At 65.3% G+C, this 17626-nt stretch carries 14 protein-coding genes; 9 read left to right on the top strand and 5 right to left on the bottom strand.

Annotated elements, in window-relative coordinates:
• Positions 1-53 precede the first annotated feature (53 nt).
• The 3 genes from ACZY1I_RS08865 to rpmF all read right to left on the bottom strand — a co-directional run bounded on the left by ACZY1I_RS08865 (position 54) and on the right by rpmF (position 2786).
• Positions 54-1616, bottom strand: a complete 1563-nt coding sequence (locus ACZY1I_RS08865; RefSeq protein WP_463753980.1) for a sensor histidine kinase — start codon at positions 1614-1616, stop codon at positions 54-56.
• Complete coding sequence (gene mprA / locus ACZY1I_RS08860) at positions 1616-2302, bottom strand: two-component system response regulator MprA (RefSeq protein WP_463753979.1); 687 nt, start codon at positions 2300-2302, stop codon at positions 1616-1618. The genes ACZY1I_RS08865 and mprA overlap by 1 nt, the downstream gene beginning before the upstream one ends.
• A 310-nt stretch (positions 2303-2612) precedes the next feature.
• A complete protein-coding gene (gene rpmF / locus ACZY1I_RS08855; protein ID WP_463753978.1) occupies positions 2613-2786 on the bottom strand; it encodes a 50S ribosomal protein L32 in 174 nt (57 codons plus the stop codon).
• Positions 2787-3088: 302 nt separating this feature from the next.
• Between rpmF and ACZY1I_RS08850 the strand changes: the two genes are divergently transcribed.
• The 9 genes from ACZY1I_RS08850 (at position 3089) to ACZY1I_RS08810 (ending at position 14172) form a co-directional block, all read left to right on the top strand.
• Positions 3089-4780, top strand: coding sequence for an acyclic terpene utilization AtuA family protein (locus ACZY1I_RS08850; RefSeq protein ID WP_463754350.1), 1692 nt, complete (start codon positions 3089-3091; stop codon positions 4778-4780).
• Positions 4777-5925, top strand: a complete 1149-nt coding sequence (locus ACZY1I_RS08845; RefSeq protein ID WP_463753977.1) for an acyl-CoA dehydrogenase family protein — start codon at positions 4777-4779, stop codon at positions 5923-5925. Before ACZY1I_RS08850 ends, ACZY1I_RS08845 begins: the two co-directional genes overlap by 4 nt.
• Complete coding sequence (locus ACZY1I_RS08840; RefSeq protein ID WP_463753976.1) at positions 5922-7517, top strand: acyl-CoA carboxylase subunit beta; 1596 nt, start codon at positions 5922-5924, stop codon at positions 7515-7517. The genes ACZY1I_RS08845 and ACZY1I_RS08840 overlap by 4 nt, the downstream gene beginning before the upstream one ends.
• 5 nt (positions 7518-7522) lie before the next feature.
• Positions 7523-9514, top strand: coding sequence for an acetyl/propionyl/methylcrotonyl-CoA carboxylase subunit alpha (locus tag ACZY1I_RS08835; protein ID WP_463753975.1), 1992 nt, complete (start codon positions 7523-7525; stop codon positions 9512-9514).
• Positions 9511-10677, top strand: a complete 1167-nt coding sequence (locus ACZY1I_RS08830; protein ID WP_463753974.1) for an acyl-CoA dehydrogenase family protein — start codon at positions 9511-9513, stop codon at positions 10675-10677. Before ACZY1I_RS08835 ends, ACZY1I_RS08830 begins: the two co-directional genes overlap by 4 nt.
• A complete protein-coding gene (locus ACZY1I_RS08825) occupies positions 10677-11480 on the top strand; it encodes an enoyl-CoA hydratase family protein (protein WP_463753973.1) in 804 nt (267 codons plus the stop codon). The genes ACZY1I_RS08830 and ACZY1I_RS08825 overlap by 1 nt, the downstream gene beginning before the upstream one ends.
• A gap of 74 nt (positions 11481-11554) precedes the next feature.
• A complete protein-coding gene (locus ACZY1I_RS08820; protein WP_463753972.1) occupies positions 11555-12157 on the top strand; it encodes a DUF1707 SHOCT-like domain-containing protein in 603 nt (200 codons plus the stop codon).
• 99 nt (positions 12158-12256) lie between these two features.
• Positions 12257-12553: a WXG100 family type VII secretion target gene (locus ACZY1I_RS08815; protein ID WP_463753971.1), complete on the top strand. Its 297-nt coding sequence runs from the start codon at positions 12257-12259 to the stop codon at positions 12551-12553.
• Entirely contained in the window at positions 12550-14172 is a 1623-nt protein-coding gene (locus ACZY1I_RS08810) for an alpha/beta hydrolase (protein WP_463753970.1), read from the top strand. The genes ACZY1I_RS08815 and ACZY1I_RS08810 overlap by 4 nt, the downstream gene beginning before the upstream one ends.
• Here the strand turns inward: ACZY1I_RS08810 and ACZY1I_RS08805 are convergent.
• Both ACZY1I_RS08805 and ACZY1I_RS08800 read right to left on the bottom strand, forming a co-directional pair.
• Positions 14169-16160 carry a VWA domain-containing protein gene (locus ACZY1I_RS08805; RefSeq protein ID WP_463753969.1) on the bottom strand — a complete coding sequence of 664 codons (1992 nt, stop codon included), beginning with the start codon at positions 16158-16160 and terminating at the stop codon, positions 14169-14171. The genes ACZY1I_RS08810 and ACZY1I_RS08805 overlap by 4 nt on opposite strands.
• Positions 16153-17538, bottom strand: coding sequence for a sigma 54-interacting transcriptional regulator (locus ACZY1I_RS08800; RefSeq protein WP_463753968.1), 1386 nt, complete (start codon positions 17536-17538; stop codon positions 16153-16155). The genes ACZY1I_RS08805 and ACZY1I_RS08800 overlap by 8 nt, the downstream gene beginning before the upstream one ends.
• Positions 17539-17626: the final 88 nt, after the last annotated feature.

The following is a 17626-nucleotide window of genomic DNA, read 5'->3' as shown; positions in this document are numbered from 1 at the left end:
CTTGCATGGCTTGGTTTTCAACACTAACTGCACATCCACCTTGCGCGCGCGGACTAAGAATCCACTGAGATATTGTTCGCCGCACCCCGTGACTTCGCAGTATCTACGGCGCCATTTCTGGGGCCTCTATCGGAGCTTCTTACCACGCGCTTGTCCCGGCCGGAATTCTCCCCCTCGCCCGCCTCGGACGGGTACGCCGGATCCGGCATAGGACGACCGGGTAGCAGCACGTAGATCGATGTCCCCGGGGGGTCTCCGTCCGGGTCGGTGTCCTCGACGCGCAGCGATCCACCGTGGTTGAGCAGTACCTGTTTGACGATCGCCAGCCCCAAACCCGAACCTTGCATCCCCCGCGCCGACGTCGACCGATAGAAGCGTTCGAACACCAGGCGCCGCTCGTGCGCGGGAATACCCGGGCCCAGGTCGGACACCACCAGTTCGGCATGCGACGGGTCGAGTTGTCGCAGCATGACTCCGACGTGTCCGCCGGGCGGGCTCCACTTGGCGGCGTTGTCCATCAAGTTCAACGCCGCCCGCGACAACCCGGCGGGGTCACCGTAGACCTGCCAGGGAATGACTTCGACGTCGAAGTGAATATCGTTGCGGCGCCGACGAACTCGTTCCAGACTCCGATCGATGACTTCGGACATGTCGACCGGCTCGTGCACCACTTGACCGGCGTCTCCCCGGGTGAGGTCAACCAAATCGCCTACCAGCGTTGACAATTCCTCGATTTGCGCCAGCACATCGGAACGAAGGTCGACCATTTCCTGTTCGGGCAGTCGCGGCGCCCCCGGCGCCATGGAGGCCATCAGCAGTTCGACATTTGTCCGCAGCGACGTCAGCGGGGTTCGCAGTTCGTGTCCGGCATCGGTGACCAACCGCGCCTGCCGTTCCCGGGATTCGGCCAGCGCCCGCAGCATCAGATTGAACGCCTCGGTGAGCCTGGCCAATTCGTCGCTGCCGAATACCGGGATAGGTCGTAGGTCGTCGGTTCGGGCCACCCGTTCGGCTGCTTCAGTCAGACGACCGACCGGACGCAACCCCGCTCGGGTGACCATTCCGCCGGCAACCGCGGCGATCACCACGCCGACGCCACCGACCATCAGCAGCACGAAGCGCAGTTTGCCCATGACCGCTTCAGTCGGCCTAAGACTCTTGGAGATCAGAAGGGAGCTGCCGTTGGGCAGGTGGATCGCAAGCACCCGCTGGTCGGAGGCGGTGCGCCGGGACATGAACAGGTCGCCGCGGATGACAGCCTTTTCCGGCGTTCCGACGGGCAGCGTCTGCCCGGGTTGGTTGGCCGTGTAGATGGACTTGCCCGGATTGACCAGCATCGCGTTGACGTCCGAGTAGGCGGTGCCCTCGATGGCCTTGCCGGGATCGGCGGCAAGGGAGCCGCTGGCAATCAACAACTGCGCGCGGCTCTGCAACTGGTTGTCGATATCGCTGTAGAGCGCGGCCGAGATCACCGCGTATACGGCGAACGACAGCAGGACGACGACCATCGCCACCATAGACATCGCCAGCAGCATGACGCGCCAACGCAACGACAGCGAACTGGTCGCCCTCAGGGGTGCGCGGCCAACCCGCGCCGAACGACGGAACCAAAGCATCAGGGCGGCGTTTCGCGTAGCACGTAACCCACACCGCGCACGGTGTGGATCAGCCGCGGCTCGCCATCGGCCTCGGTCTTGCGGCGCAGATATCCGACGTAAACCTCCAGCGCATTGCCGGAGGTTGGGAAATCGAAACCCCACACTTCTTCGAGGATGCGGCTGCGGGTCAGCACCCGGCGCGGATTGGCGATGAGCATCTCCAGCAATGAGAACTCGGTGCGGGTAAGGCTGATGCGCCGTTGCCCGCGGATGACCTCACGAGTTACCGGGTCGAGACTCAGGTCGGAGAAGGTCATGGCCACCGATTCGGCGGCGTCCTCCGGCTTGGTACGGCGCAGCAACGCGCGCATCCGGGCCAGCAGCTCTTCAAGGGCGAACGGCTTCGGCAGGTAGTCATCCGCGCCCGCGTCCAGGCCTGCGACGCGCTCCGACACGGAGTCTCGCGCGGTGAGGACCAGGATCGGCAGATCGTCGCCGGTACTGCGAAGCTGGCGGCACACTTCGAGACCGTCCAGCCGCGGCATCATCACATCGAGAACAAGCGCATCGGGCCGGTCGCTGGCGATCACTGCCAGTGCCTCGACCCCGTCATGCGCCAACGCCACGGAGTAGCCATTGAAGGAAAGCGACCTGCGCAGCGACTCGCGCACCGCGCGATCGTCGTCGACGACAAGTATTCGCACGCGGTCCAGTTTCGTACTAACGCCTGAGACTGGCCTGAGAGGCGCGCCGGTGAGCGCCCACGGTAGGCAGGCCGAAGGGGCCGCCGGCCCCCGGAGGACGGCCCTACCGCCAGCGCATTCACCCGAGATTCTGGTCAGCGCCATCGGCGACAACACGTGATCGAGTCACATATGTCACACATGCCCCAGTCCGGGTTCGCGCACTATTCATCGCGACAGATCAAGCCGTCGCACTTGCGGTAGGCAAAACTGCCGCCGACCATCGCGGGACCGATTTCGGTCCGATGGGGGCAGCCGCGGCTAGCTGAAACTAGCGCTTGTCGAGGTCGACCAGGCCGAGGCGAGCGGCCTTGAGCAGGCGACGCGGCACCTTGTGCTTCTGGCCGCCCACATTGACGGTGACCAACTCGATCGCGGTGGCCTTCCACTGCGAGCGTCGGCTGCGGGTATTCGAGCGCGACATCCTGCGCTTGGGTGTGGCCATGGTCGGGCCTTACTCCTCGTTCGGGGTTTCGGTTCGGGCGTGTCGCGCTCCATGGCCTCACGGCCGAACGACAACAGTTGTTGCTAAGGGTAGTCGGTGAGCCGCTGGTCACCAAAATGAGCCCGTACGCGGCGGGGCTTCTTGGTGATCTGGCCGCCGGCCGCTCCGATGATGCACTGTGCTGAGCCGGTTGACGCGACACCCGCAACACCCGATAGCCTACCGGGTGGTTGGTTGATAAATTGCGCCGGCCGAGTTTCCCAATGGAGGGAGGACTCGCATTGGCTCCTGAACCTGGTGCCGTGCGTATCGCGAACTGCTCCGGTTTCTACGGCGACCGGTTGTCAGCCATGCGCGAGATGCTCACGGGCGGCGAAGTGGACTATGTCACCGGCGACTACCTGGCCGAACTGACCATGCTGATCCTGGGCCGTGATCGGATGAAGAACCCGACCGGCGGCTATGCGAAAACCTTCCTAAAACAACTCGAACAGTGCCTGGGTCTGGCCCACGAGCGCGGCGTGCGAATCGTGGCCAACGCCGGCGGCTTGAATCCTGCGGGTTTGGCCGACGCCGTGCGAACGCTGGCCGAGAAGTTGGGCATCCCGGCGCGGGTGGCGCATGTCGAAGGCGACGACCTGCAACCGCGTGCGGCCGAACTGGGTCTGGGTTCACCGCTGACGGCCAACGCCTACCTGGGCGGCTGGGGCATCGCGGACTGCCTCAACTCCGGTGCCGACGTGGTGGTCACCGGCCGGGTCACCGATGCCTCGGTGATCGTGGGGTCGGCGGCCGCGCACTTCGGCTGGGCTCGCACTGACTACAACCAGCTCGCCGGCGCCGTCGTGGCGGGCCATGTCATCGAGTGCGGCACCCAGGCCACCGGCGGCAACTTCTCCTTCTTCACCGAAGTCCCGGACTTAGCCGACCTCTTACACCCCGGCTTTCCGTTGGCCGAGGTGAGCGCAGACGGTTCCTCGGTGATCACCAAGCACGCCGGCACCGGTGGCCTGGTCAGCGTCGACACCGTCACCGCCCAGCTTCTCTACGAGATCACCGGCGCGCGCTACGCGAATCCAGACGTGACGGCCCGAATGGACACCATCGAGCTGTCCGATGACGGCCCCGACCGGGTGCGCATCAGCGGCGTCGTCGGCGAACCGCCGCCGCCTACCCTGAAGGTGTCGCTCAACAGCATCGGCGGGTTCCGCAACGCAATGACATTCGTGCTGACCGGACTGGACATCGAAGCCAAAGCCGAATTGGTGCGACGGCAGCTCGAGACCAGCCTGACGGTCAAACCGGCAGAGCTGGAGTGGACGCTGGCCCGCACCGACCGACCCGACGCCGATACCGAGCAGGCCGCCAGCGCACTGCTGAGTTGCGTGGTGCGCGATCCCGATCCGGCGAACGTGGGACGCAAATTCTCCGCGGCCGCAGTCGAATTGGCGCTTGCCAGCTATCCGGGTTTCACCTCGACCGCCCCACCCGGAGACGGCCAGGTCTACGGCGTGTTCACCCCCGGCTACGTCGACGCCGCCGCGGTGCCACACATCGCAGTCCACGCGGACGGTAATCGCACCGAAATCGACCCTGCCACGGACACTTTGAAACTCGCGCCGGCGGACGTGCCAGCGCTGCCAGAACCGTTACCGGCCGGCCCGACCCGGCGCGCACCGTTGGGCGTGATTGCCGGTGCCCGCAGCGGCGACAAGGGCGGCTCCGCCAACGTCGGGGTGTGGGTCCGCACCGACGAGCAGTGGGCCTGGCTGGCCAACACACTGACGGTCGAATTACTCAAGCAACTGCTCCCCGAAGCCGCCGATCTCGAGGTGACCCGGCATGTGCTGCCCAACCTTCGAGCGGTGAATTTCGTGATTGAGGGAATCCTCGGGCAGGGCGTCGCCTACCAGGCGCGTTTCGATCCACAAGCCAAAGGGCTGGGCGAATGGTTGCGCAGCCGCCATATCGATATCCCGGAGAGGCTTTTGTGAGTATCTGGAACACGCCGGAGCGCGAGCAACTACGAAAGACGATGCGCTCATTCTGTGAACGAGAGATCCTGCCCAACGCCGACGAGTGGGAACGCACCGGCGACCTGCCCCGTGAGTTGCACCGGCGCGCGGGAGCCGCAGGCCTGCTCGGTGCGAACTTTCCCGAAGCAGTGGGCGGTGGCGGCGGCGACGGTGCCGACGCGGTCGTCATCTGTGAGGAGCTGCACCAGTCCGGCGCACCGGCCGGGGTGTTCTCGTCGTTGTTCACCTGCGGTATTGCGGTACCGCACATGATCGCATCGGGCGATCAGCGCCTGATCGACACGTTTGTGCGGCCGACGCTGGCCGGCGAGATGATCGGCGCACTGGCGATCACCGAGCCCGGCGGCGGTTCCGACGTCGGGCACCTGCGGACCTCCGCCGTCAAAGACGGCGATGACTACGTAATCAACGGCGCCAAGACCTACATCACCTCCGGGGTACGCGCCGACTTCGTCACCACCGCGGTACGCACCGGCGGGCCAGGTGCCGCCGGAGTTTCGCTGGTGGTAGTCGAGAAGGGCACACCAGGCTTTGAAGTGACCCGCAAGCTGGACAAGATGGGCTGGCGCTCGTCCGACACCGCCGAATTGTCCTACACTGACGTGCGCGTTCCGCGAGCCAACCTGGTCGGCGTTGAGAACACCGGCTTCGGCCAGATTGCACAAGCGTTCGTGTCCGAACGCATCGCCCTTGCCACACAGGCATACTCGAGCGCGCAACGATGTCTGGACATCACCGTGCAGTGGTGCCGTGACCGGGAAACATTTGGCCGCCCACTGATTTCGCGGCAGTCGGTGCAGAACACACTCGCCGAGATGGCCCGCCGGGTCGACGTCGCCCGGGTGTATTCACGCAGCGTCGTAGAGCGTCAGTTGGCCGGCGAGACCAACCTGATCACCCAGGTGTGTTTCGCGAAGAACACCGCGGTCGAGGCCGGCGAATGGGTTGCCAACCAAGCGGTTCAATTGTTCGGCGGCATGGGCTATATGGCCGAATCCGAGATCGAACGCCAGTACCGGGACATGCGAATCCTGGGCATCGGCGGCGGAACCACCGAGATCATGACCGCACTGGCCGCCAAACTCCTGGGGTATCAATCGTGACCACATTGCGCTCCACCCTCGACCCCTCAGTCGACGCGTTCACCGACGCGGCCGCGGCGGCGACAGCCAAACTCGACGAGATCGCAGCGGAGTTCGCCAACGCGGTCGATGGCGGTGGCCCGAAGTACGTTGAGCGCCATCACGCGCGGGGCAAATTGACCGCCCGGGAACGAATTGAGTTGCTCGTCGACGCAGACTCGCCGTTCCTGGAGCTGAGCCCACTCGCGGCCTGGGGCAGTGCGTTCAAGGTCGGCGCCAGCACCGTCACCGGAATCGGCGTCGTCGAGGGTGTCGAATGCATGATCGTCGCCAACGACCCGACCGTCAAAGGCGGCACCAGCAATCCGTGGACGCTGAAGAAGATCCTGCGGGCCAACCAAATCGCTTTTGAAAACCGGCTTCCGGTGATCTCCCTGGTGGAATCCGGTGGTGCGGACCTGCCTACCCAGAAGGAAATCTTCATCCCCGGCGGGCGGATGTTCCGCGACCTGACCCGGCTGTCGGCGGCCGGAATCCCAACCATCGCATTGGTATTCGGCAACTCCACCGCGGGTGGCGCCTACGTGCCGGGTATGTCCGATCACGTGGTGATGATCAAAGAACGCTCCAAGGTCTTCCTCGCCGGTCCCCCGCTGGTGAAGATGGCCACCGGTGAGGAGTCGGACGACGAATCACTGGGTGGGGCCGAAATGCATGCCCGGATATCGGGTTTGGCGGACTATTTCGCGCAAGACGAGCTCGATGCGATCCGGATCGGACGTCGTGTGGTGGCCCGGTTGAACTGGGTGAAGCAGGGTCCGAAACCCAAGCCGGTCACCGAACCGTTGTTCGACACCGAAGAATTGATCGGCATCGTACCTGCGGACCTGCGCATCCCATTCGACCCGCGGGAGGTGATCGCCCGCATTGTCGACGGTTCCGAGTTCGACGAGTTCAAGCCGCTTTACGGGTCCTCCCTGGTGACAGGTTGGGCACGGCTGCACGGCTATCCGATCGGAATCCTGGCCAACGCACGCGGCGTGCTGTTCAGCGAGGAATCCCAGAAAGCTACGCAGTTCATCCAGCTGGCCAACCGGTCCGACACCCCACTTTTGTTCCTGCACAACACCACCGGCTACATGGTGGGCAAGGACTACGAAGAGGGCGGGATGATCAAGCACGGCTCGATGATGATCAACGCCGTGTCCAACTCGAAAGTCCCGCACATCTCGCTGCTGATTGGTGCTTCCTACGGGGCCGGCCACTACGGTATGTGCGGTCGCGCCTACGATCCCCGGTTCCTGTTCGCCTGGCCCAGCGCCAAATCCGCAGTGATGGGCGGCGCCCAGCTCTCGGGCGTGCTGTCGATCGTGGCGCGCGCGGCCGCCGAGGCGCGCGGGCAGCAGGTCGACGAAGCGGCCGACGCCGCGATGCGGGCCGCCGTCGAAGGCCAGATCGAGGCCGAGTCGCTGCCGCTGGTGTTGTCCGGAATGCTCTACGACGACGGAGTGATCGACCCACGCGACACCCGCACCGTGTTGGGAATGTGTTTGTCCGCCATAGCCAATGGCCCGATCAAGGGGACGTCGAACTTCGGCGTCTTCAGGATGTGATGCAGATGCCGATCACTCGAGTGCTGGTTGCCAACCGCGGCGAGATCGCCCGTCGGGTGTTCGCCACCTGTCGGCGACTGGGCCTGGGCACCGTTGCCGTCTACACCGAACCGGACGCGGCCGCCCCACATGTCGCCGAGGCTGACGCCCGGGTCAGGCTGGTCCAGACCAACGACTACCTCAACGCCGAGGCCATCATCGCGGCCGCACAGGCCGCCGGCGCCGACGCCATCCACCCCGGCTACGGATTCCTCTCGGAGAACGCCGAATTCGCCGCGGCCGTGCAAAGCGCGGGCCTGACCTGGATCGGGCCGCCGGTGGATGCGGTCCGAGCGATGGGTTCCAAGATCGAGTCCAAGAAGTTGATGTCCGCCGCCGGGGTGCCGGTGCTCGAGGAACTCGACCCGGAGACCGTCACCCAAGAGCAGCTTCCGGTACTGGTAAAGGCCTCCGCGGGCGGCGGTGGCCGCGGTATGCGGGTGGTGCGTGAATTGTCCTCACTGTCAGCGGAAGTCGAGGCGGCGCAGCGCGAAGCCCAATCGGCGTTCGGCGACCCGACGGTGTTCTGTGAGCGCTACCTACCCACCGGCCATCACATCGAGGTGCAGGTTATGGCCGACACCCATGGCACCGTGTGGGCGGTCGGTGAGCGCGAATGCTCTATCCAGCGGCGTCACCAGAAAGTCATCGAAGAGGCGCCGTCGCCTCTGGTCGAGCGAGTACCGGGTATGCGCGACAAGCTGTTCGAGGCCGCCCGACTGGCCGCGAGCGCCATCGGCTACACCGGCGCGGGCACGGTGGAGTTCCTTGCCGACGACGCGGGTGATTTCTTCTTCCTGGAGATGAACACCCGGCTTCAGGTCGAGCATCCGGTCACTGAGGAGACCACCGGACTGGACCTGGTCGAGCTGCAGCTCGACGTTGCCGCCGACGGCAGACTGGCGGCGGAACCTCCCGCGGCGCAGGGACATTCGATCGAAGCTCGGCTGTATGCCGAGGACCCGGCCCAATCGTGGCAGCCGCAGGCTGGTGCCGTGCACAGGTTCCACGTGCCTTCGGTGCGCGCTGAATTCAGTCTGCTGGGACACCGCACCGGAATTCGGCTGGACTCCGGCATCGTCGATGGCTCAGTTGTGTCGATCTATTACGACCCGATGCTGGCTAAAGTCATTTCATATGCCCCCACCCGCCGGCAATCAGCGCTGGTGCTCGCGGACGCGCTGGCCCGCACCCATGTGCACGGGCTGCGCACCAACCGCGAATTGCTGGTGCATGTCCTACGTCATCCCGCGTTCCTCGAGGGTGCCACGGACACAGCGTTTTTCGACACCCACGGGCTGGCGGAGCTCTCAGCGCCGCTGGCCGACGCCGCCACGGTTCGGTTGTCGGCGATTGCGGCCGCACTGGCCGACGCCGCACAGAACCGCGCCACGGCAAAGCTGTCCGGAGCACTCGGCTCGGCGCCCAGCGGCTGGCGCAACCTGGTCTCGGGTTTCCAGGCCAAAACCTACCGAGACGACACGGACACCGAGCAACTCATCGAATACCGATTCACCAGAACAGGATTAGCTCTTCCAAACGATCCCACGGTGCAGCTGATCTCGTCGTCGCCGGACGAGGTGGTGCTGGCCGAGCACCGAGTTGCCACCAGTTTCGCGGTCGCCCGATTCGGAGATGACGTCTACGTCGACTCGGCCCGCGGACCAGTGCATCTCGTCGCACTGCCTCGCTACCCCGAGCCGGGGTCGGCGGTGGAGCAGGGATCGCTGGTTGCGCCCATGCCCGGCAACGTCATCCGCATCGGCGCCGAGGTCGGTGCGACCGTCACCGCCGGCCAGCCGTTGATCTGGCTGGAGGCGATGAAGATGGAACACACCATCGCCGCGCCGTCCGACGGGGTGCTCGCGGAACTCAATGTGCAAACCGGCCAACAGGTCGAGGTCGGTCAAATCTTGGCGCGTGTAGAAGCGGCCGAATCAGGAGGGGAAAACCAATGAGTGACACCAGCTTCATCGAGAACGAGGACCGTCAGGCGCTGCGCAAAGCCGTTTCGGAGTGGGCGGCCGGCTACGGCGCCGAGTACTACCTCAAGAAGGCGCGCGCCCAAGAGCACACAGATGAATTGTGGGCTGAGGCAGGCAAACTCGGCTTCCTCGGCGTCAACCTGCCCGAAGAGTACGGCGGCGGCGGCGCGGGGATGTACGAGCTCGCACTGGTGATGGAGGAAATGGCAGCCGCTGGATCGGCGCTGTTGCTGATGGTCGTCTCGCCGGCGATCAACGGCACCATCATCAGCAAGTTCGGCACCGAAGAACAGAAGAAGCGCTGGGTGCCGGCCATCGCCGACGGATCGTTGACCATGGCGTTCGCCATCACCGAACCCGACGCCGGCTCCAACTCGCACAAGATCACCACGACCGCGCGGCGCGACGGCAGCGACTGGATTCTCAAGGGCCAGAAGGTCTACATCTCCGGTGTCGACCAAGCGCAATCGGTGCTGGTGGTGGGTCGTACCGAGGAGGCCAAGACCGGCAAGCTTCGACCGGCGCTGTTCGTTGTTCCCACCGATTCGCCCGGCTTCAACTACACCCCGATCGAAATGGAGCTGATCAGTCCCGAACGTCAGTTCCAGGTCTTCATCGACGATGTGCGACTGCCATCCGACGCGCTCGTCGGCGCCGAGGACGCTGCAATCGCACAGCTGTTTGCGGGATTGAACCCCGAACGCATCATGGGTGCGGCAAGCGCGGTCGGGATGGGCCGGTTCGCGCTCAACAAGGCCACCGACTACGTCAAGACCCGCAAGGTGTGGTCCACACCGATCGGGGCGCACCAAGGTCTGGCGCACCCGCTGGCGCAGTGCCACATCGAGGTCGAACTGGCCAAGCTCATGATGCAGAAGGCCGCGACACTCTACGACAGCGGCGACGACGGCGGCGCCGCCCAAGCGGCCAACATGGCCAAGTACGCGGCAGGCGAGGCATCGACCCGCGCGGTCGACCAGGCGGTGCAGTCGATGGGCGGCAACGGGCTTACCAAGGAGTACGGGGTGGCCGCCATGCTGACCGCGTCGCGACTGGCCCGCATAGCACCGATCAGTCGCGAGATGGTGCTGAACTTCGTCGCGCAGACGTCGCTCGGCTTGCCCCGCTCGTACTGATGGACACACTCGTCGAGTACGCACGCGATGGTGCGGCCGCCAAGCTGACACTGAACTCGCCGCACAATCGCAACGCGCTGTCCACCGCGCTGGTCACGCAGCTACACGAGGGCTTGCGGACGGCCGCGGCGGATCCCGAAGTCCGGGTGGTGGTGCTCGGGCACACTGGCGGCACGTTCTGCGCGGGTGCCGATCTGAGCGAAGCCGGCGGGGGTGACCCGTTCGACTTGGCCGTTTCGCGCGCTCGGGAGATGACGGAGCTACTGCGCACCATCGTCTCCTCGCCGCTTCCCGTGATTGGCGCCGTCAACGGGCATGTTCGGGCCGGTGGTTTCGGGCTGATCGGCGCGTGCGACATGGTGGTGGCCGGGCCGAAGAGCACCTTCGCCCTGACCGAGGCACGGATCGGCGTCGCCCCGGCGATCATCTCGCTGACGTTGCTGCCGAAGTTGTCGGCACGGGCCGCGGCGCGCTATTACCTCACCGGTGAAACGTTCGGTGCCGGCGAAGCTGCCGAGATCGGGTTGATCACCGTGGCCGCCGACGACGTGGAGGCGGCGGTGGCAGGCCTGGTCGCAGACGTTGGCCGCGGATCGCCACAGGGGCTGGCAGCGTCCAAGGCGTTAACCACCGCTGCCGTATTGGCAGGCTTCGACCGCGACGCCGAGCGGCTCACTGAGGAGTCGGCGCGGCTATTCGTGTCCGACGAAGCGCGCGAAGGCATGCTGGCATTTCTGCAAAAACGTCCGCCGACGTGGGTTTCGCTGCCGGAGGAAACGCCCCAACCAGGCACTTCCGGCTAGAAGCCGGCGCGAAGGTTGCAGTTTAGCCAACACCTCTTGCAGCAATATCTTGACGTCGTAAGCTCGCGGGTGAGATGACCAACCCAGCCCAGCGTGACGCGAGAGCCACGCGCGACGAATTGTTGCGCGCCGAGGACACCGATCGCATCCAGCTTGCACAGTTGCTGGCCTACGCGGCCGAGCAAGGTCGTCTGCAGCTCAACGATTACGAAGACCGGCTAACCAAGGCCTATGCCGCAACCACCTATCGCGAGCTTGATCAACTGCGGGCGGACCTGCCCGGCGCGGCGGTAAGCGCGCGACGCGGCGGCAACTGCAATCCCGCGCCGTCGACATTGCTGCTGGCCATCATGAGCGGCTTTGAGCGCCGGGGCCGGTGGAACGTGCCCAAGAAGCTGACCACCTTCACGTTCTGGGGCAGTGGCGTGGTGGACCTGCGCTACGCGGACTTCACCTCGACCGAGGTCGAGATTCACGCGTACTCGATCATGGGTGCGCAGACCATCCTGCTGCCGCCGGAAATCAATGTCGAGATCTCCGGCCGCGGAGTGATGGGGAACTTCGACCACTCGGTTGACGGCGCGGGCACGCGCGGTGCGCCCCACGTGAGGATTCAGGGGTTCTCGTTCTGGGGCGGGGTCGGCATCAAGCGCAAGTCGCGCAAGGCTCATACCTAACCTCCAGTTCTGATCCACAGGGCCGCTCAAAGTGAGTGGCTGATCCTCCTGCCCATTGCCAAACTTCGTCGAACATTGCGTCGGCGAAGGCGGGTTGATGTGGCAGAAGAGTTGAATGCGATTCCCGATTTGCTGTCTCACGTGGGCAGTGAATTGGCCACCCACGGTCAGTCTTTACTGGCCTTGCAACTGAGCTGCCATCGAGACGCCGACGAGGCACGGCCCGGTTGGGTCGGCGCTTCGGCAGGCGCGTTGTCGGAACTGCTGGACCGCTGGTACACAGCCAGCGCGGGTCACCAAGCCCGCTTCGGGCAGCACGCCCGCGGCTTGGGTGTCGCCGCGGCCCGACTTCGGCAGATGGAGCGTCAAAACGCCATCGCGGTCAGTCGGCCATGACGCTGACCCTCAGCGATATCGACCGCTGGGATGCCCAAGCGATCAGGACCGTCTTAGATGCCGCGATCAGGCGCGCACACGGCACCCGTACCGCATCCGGGGCCATCACCGAAATGATGCGACTCGTGAGTTTCGGTGGTGAAGCCGCCGACGCCGCACATGCCGCGACCCAGCACACCAGGCTGGCGCTGGACAACCACGCCGACGAGTGCGACGCAGTCGGGCGGGCAGCCGAACAATCGGCCGACGAAGTCGACTCGATCAAGTTGCGCCTCAACGCAATCCGCGGCATGGCAGCCGAAAGCCAGTTGCGCATCAACGATGCGACCGGCGCGGCATTGCCGCCGTCGAACTTGTCCGCGTTCGCCGCCGGCGACCAACAGGTGATCCTTGAGACCGCGGTGCGGCTGACCGAGAGTCTGCAATGCTTGCTGGCGGCTGCGGAGAACGCCGACGAGGATCTGGCCGCGGCGATTCGCGGCGCCGACGGTGACCTCTCGCCCGACCGAGTTGATGCGCAACTGAGTCATCAACCGCCCGGCATGCCGTCGCTGCCGCCGTCGGGAAACACTCCTGAGCAGGTGAGCAGCTGGTGGCATGGACTGACCCCGGGCCAGCAGGATCGGGTCAGGGAATGGTTTCCCAACGCCATTCGCAACCTCGACGGCATCCCCGTCGTCGTCCGCAACCAGCTCAATGTTCCTGTGTTACAACGCGAAATCAATCGGCTGCAGCAGGGCTGGTATGACGGCGCCGGCCTCTGGCACACAGATCGCGAGAAGGCAGCCGACCTGCGGTCACTACAGATGGCGCTGGACGCCAACCCCGGATCCAGCCTCATCCTGCTGGACACCACCGGAAATCCCGGAAAAGTACTGGCGGCAGTTGGAGTTGGTGACGTCGACAATGCGGAATGCGTCGGCGTGACGGTGGGCGGCTTGAATACCCGGGTCAGCGTCACCGCCATCGATGCGACGAATCAGGCTGCGGCGCAGCGCAATAAAGCACGTGATCTGCGGATGGCGGCGGGCCGGCCGAACGCCGACGCGGTTGCATCGATAGCCTGGCTCGGATACGACGCACCCGACAGCCTGCGCGACGTGACTCATGACTGGCATGCGCGCGCCGGAGCGGATCGGCTAAATGCCTTCTACAAGGGGCTGGCCGCGTCGAGCAACGTTGTGAATCAAAGAATCACGGCATTCGGCCACTCCTACGGTTCCCTGGTCACCAGCCTGGCGCTGCAGCAGGGCGCGCCGGTGAGCGACGTCGTCCTCTACGGCTCTCCGGGTGGCGAAATCACCGACGCGTCGCAACTCGGGGTGCAGCCGGGGCACGCCTATTACCTGATCGGTGTCAATGATTATGTGGCCGAGGCTATCCCAGGCTTCGGAGCGTTCGGCCCAGCCTTGCAGGACGTGCCGGGCATGATGCCCTTGTCGACCGCCACCGGCGTGGCGCCGGCTCATGAGTACGGGGACGGTCAACTTCACCAAAGGGCATACGGACATTCGGACTATGCCCGCACAGGAAGCAACGGCCAACTCCGGATGAGCGCTTACAACATGGCGGTGGTACTCGCCGGCTTACCCGACGATCTCGTCAGACCTGCCCGCTAGCGCCGTCGCGACCGCAGGTAGTCACCCACCACTGCCGCACCCAACCCGTCGAGATCGGGTACCACGACTCGGCCTTTCACTCGCCGCGCCACCTGATCGATGAACCGGGCCAATCCGGGATCGCTGCCGAGCCGGAAAATAGTGACCTGTGCGCCAAGCCGGGCCATATCATCGAAGCCCTTCACCGTGAAGGAGATGGTGCGCGGGTGCGGCGGATAGTCGAAGAAGACCGAGGTGCCGTCGCCGTCGTAGTCCTCCAGGTGAGCCGTTGGTTCACCATCGGTGACAACCAACACCACAGGTTGTGCGTTGGGGTGCCTGCGCAGGTGACGCCCGGCCAGCGCGAGCGCGTGATGGAGGTTGGTGCCTTGTTCGTAGACGCCCTCCAGGCCCGCCAGCTCGGCAGCGGTCACCGTCCGCGCGTAGCGGCCAAAAGCGATGATTTGCAGGGCATCTGAGCGGAACCGGGTGGCCACCAGGTGATGCAACGCGATCGCTGTTCGCTTCATCGGAAGCCAGCGGTTCTCCATCACCATCGAGAACGAGGTGTCCACCAACAGCGCTACCGCGCTTTGGGTGCGGGTTTCGGTCTCGGACACTTCGACGTCGTCGACGGTGATGCTCAGCGAAGGGTTCGCGCCGTCGAGAGTGCGGGTGCCCGACTGCCGCAGCACGGCATTGGTGAGTGTCCGGGAGATGTTCCATGGCTCGGTGTCCCCGAACTGCCACGGACGCGTGGCGCCCGTCAGCTCACCGGCCGCCCCGGCGCGGCGGTGATCACGCTCGCCGCGTCGCCCTGACAGTTGTTGTGCCACATCGCGCAACGCCGTCTCACCAAGTCGGCGCATGGCCTTGGGCGAGAGTCGCCACTGGCCGTCGGAGCCCCGGTCCAGGAAACCTTGGTTGACCAGCGCGCGTTCGAGTTCGGCCAGTGTCCGGGCATTGACGGCAGCCTCGTCGCCGAGTTGGCGAGCCAGCGCGTCGAGGTCCACGTCGTCCATGCTGGCGCCCGGATATGCCTGCGACAGCTGATCGGCCAGCTGCTCCAGCTCGCCGATATCCGACAACGCCTGCGCGCCTTCGCCCATCCCCAACGGGTTTTCGCCGGAGAACTCCTGAGATCCGGACCAGTCCTCGCCGGGCCGGGCCGCCTGCAGATGCGCGTCCAGGCGATTCAGCGACTGCATCAGCTGCGGCGATCCAAATGCCTGCTGCGCCAAAGCATCCAGCTCGTCGCGCTGCTCTTGGCTCAGACTGTTCCGGAACCGCTGTGCGGCAGCGGCACGCTTGGCCAGCGAGTCCAGTAATTCCTCGACGTTGCTCGGGTTCTCCGGGAAATATTCGCCGTGCTTGTCCATGAACTCTTGAAAATCCTGCTGGGTGTCCTCGCCGCGAGAGTGCTTGTCCAGCAGGTTGTTCAGGTCGTCCAGCATTTCGTTGATGCGCTGGCGATCCTCGTCGGTGGCGCCCTCGAGCGCCTGCTTCATTCCAGAAAAGCGCTGATCGAGCATCTCGCGGCCCAGCAAATCCTTGATCTGCTCGTACTTTTGGCGGGCCTCGCCACTACGCCAGTCGTACTCGGACAACTCCTGGACGGCCTTGGCCGGGGACGGCGGCAGCGCCTCGAGTTGCAATTCGGAGAACCGGGCGTCGTCGTCGAGTGCGCGGGCGAGTTCCTTACGTTCGGCCAGCACCGCTTCGTCGAGCAACTTCTTGATCTCTTGCAGGGTTCCATCCAAATTATTGCGGCGCAACAGTTCTCGTCGCTTCCGATTGGCTTCGGCAGCCAGCCGGTCGGCACCGCGCATGTTCTCGGTGCCTCGTCGCAGCAACTCGGACAGCGCCCGGCGCGGCGATGTGCCCGACATGACGTCCTGGCCGATCTGTTCGAGCGCCTCACGCAGATCAACCGGCGGTGCCAGCGGGTCGGGCCCGCCAGAGTACGCCGAATATCGCGATGAGTTACCCCTCGAACCGGGTTTAGCCATAGACGGTCTGCCCCTCCCCGGATACCTTGTCGACGCGCTTCGCGAGATACAACGCCTCCAGCGCCAGTTCCAATGCCGCGGCCCGCTCACCCTCGGACTCCGCACCCAGCTTCGCCGCGATCTTGTCCACCACCGGTAGCCCCGGCACCGCGGCCAGCACGTCCTTGGCCGACACCCGCTCGCCCGTCGTCACCGCGGAACCACCCTCGACGGCGGTCACCAACGTGGCGACGTCGATGCCGCCCAGGACGCGGGAGGCGGTGTCAGCGGTCGAACGGCGCAGCAGATGTTCCAGCACGGCCTGCTCGCGACCCTCCTCGCCGGATTCGAATTCCAGCTTGCCGCGCAGCACGTCGATCACCGTGCCCAGATCCACCACCCGGGCCACCGGGTCGGTCTCGCCCAGGATCGCGCCGCGGTGTCGGGCCGCGGCGGCCACCGTCTCGGCGGCGGCAATGGCGAACCGCGCCGACACCCCGGAACGCTGGTCGACCGAGCTGGATTCCCGCAGGTAGCGCGCGAATCGCGCGATCACCTGCATCAGGTAATCGGGCACCTGCGCGGTCAGGTGCGCCTCTTGGGCGATGACACCGATCTCGGCATTCAACTCGAGCGGATAGTGGGTGCGGATCTCGGCGCCGAACCGGTCTTTGAGTGGCGTGATGATGCGGCCCCGGTTGGTGTAGTCCTCCGGGTTGGCGCTGGCTACGACAAGGACGTCGAGCGGCAGCCTCAGCGTGTAGCCGCGGACCTGGATGTCGCGCTCTTCCATCACGTTGAGCATCGATACCTGGATGCGCTCGGCGAGGTCGGGCAGTTCGTTGACGGCGACGATGCCGCGGTGCGCACGCGGGATGAGTCCGTAGGCAATGGTCTCTGGGTCCCCAAGACTGCGGCCCTCGGCGACCTTGATCGGGTCGATGTCACCGACCAGGTCGGCGACGCTGGTGTCGGGCGTGGCCAGCTTCTCCGTGTAACGCTGGCTACGGTGTTTCCAGCTGATCGGTAGGTCGTCCTGGGCCTGGGCGGCGCGGCGGATCCACTCCGGCGTGATCGGCGTGTACGGGTGCTCGCCCAGTTCGGATCCCTCGATCACCGGCGTCCACTCGTCGAGCAGGCCGGTGAGCGCGCGGAGCAATCGGGTCTTGCCCTGGCCACGTTCGCCCAGCAGAACAAAGTCGTGGCCGGCGATCAGGGCGCGTTCCAGCTGAGGAATCACGGTGTCGTCGAAGCCCAGGATGCCGGGCCAAACGTCGTCACCCTCGGCCAACGCGGTCAGCAGATTCTCGCGGAGTTCCTGCTTGACCCCCCGCTCTCGATGACCGGAGGCACGCAGCTCGCCGACGGTACGGGGCAGGTTGCTCGGTGAAGTCACCACTCCAAAGTACGACGCCGGACGGATCCGCGTTACCCGCGCCGGTTTTCCCGGCGGACTTTGCAGCGTGTCACGCCGTGGATTTCACTCA

This window comes from Mycobacterium sp. IDUB_37 (genome assembly GCF_055419245.1).
Note: the sequence above shows the minus strand (reverse complement) of the source record. Positions and strands in the feature narration are given on the sequence as shown.

Excerpts from the sequence above, each read along its gene's own strand:
- ACZY1I_RS08865 (WP_463753980.1), bottom strand. The coding sequence starts at position 1,616 with ATGCTTTGGTTCCGTCGTTCGGCGCGGGTTGGCCGCGCACCCCTGAGG.
- rpmF (WP_463753978.1), bottom strand. The coding sequence starts at position 2,786 with ATGGCCACACCCAAGCGCAGGATGTCGCGCTCGAATACCCGCAGCCGA.
- ACZY1I_RS08835 (WP_463753975.1), top strand. The coding sequence starts at position 7,523 with ATGCCGATCACTCGAGTGCTGGTTGCCAACCGCGGCGAGATCGCCCGT.
- ACZY1I_RS08830 (WP_463753974.1), top strand. The coding sequence starts at position 9,511 with ATGAGTGACACCAGCTTCATCGAGAACGAGGACCGTCAGGCGCTGCGC.
- ACZY1I_RS08825 (WP_463753973.1), top strand. The coding sequence starts at position 10,677 with ATGGACACACTCGTCGAGTACGCACGCGATGGTGCGGCCGCCAAGCTG.
- ACZY1I_RS08820 (WP_463753972.1), top strand. The coding sequence starts at position 11,555 with ATGACCAACCCAGCCCAGCGTGACGCGAGAGCCACGCGCGACGAATTG.
- ACZY1I_RS08810 (WP_463753970.1), top strand. The coding sequence starts at position 12,550 with ATGACGCTGACCCTCAGCGATATCGACCGCTGGGATGCCCAAGCGATC.
- ACZY1I_RS08805 (WP_463753969.1), bottom strand. The coding sequence starts at position 16,160 with ATGGCTAAACCCGGTTCGAGGGGTAACTCATCGCGATATTCGGCGTAC.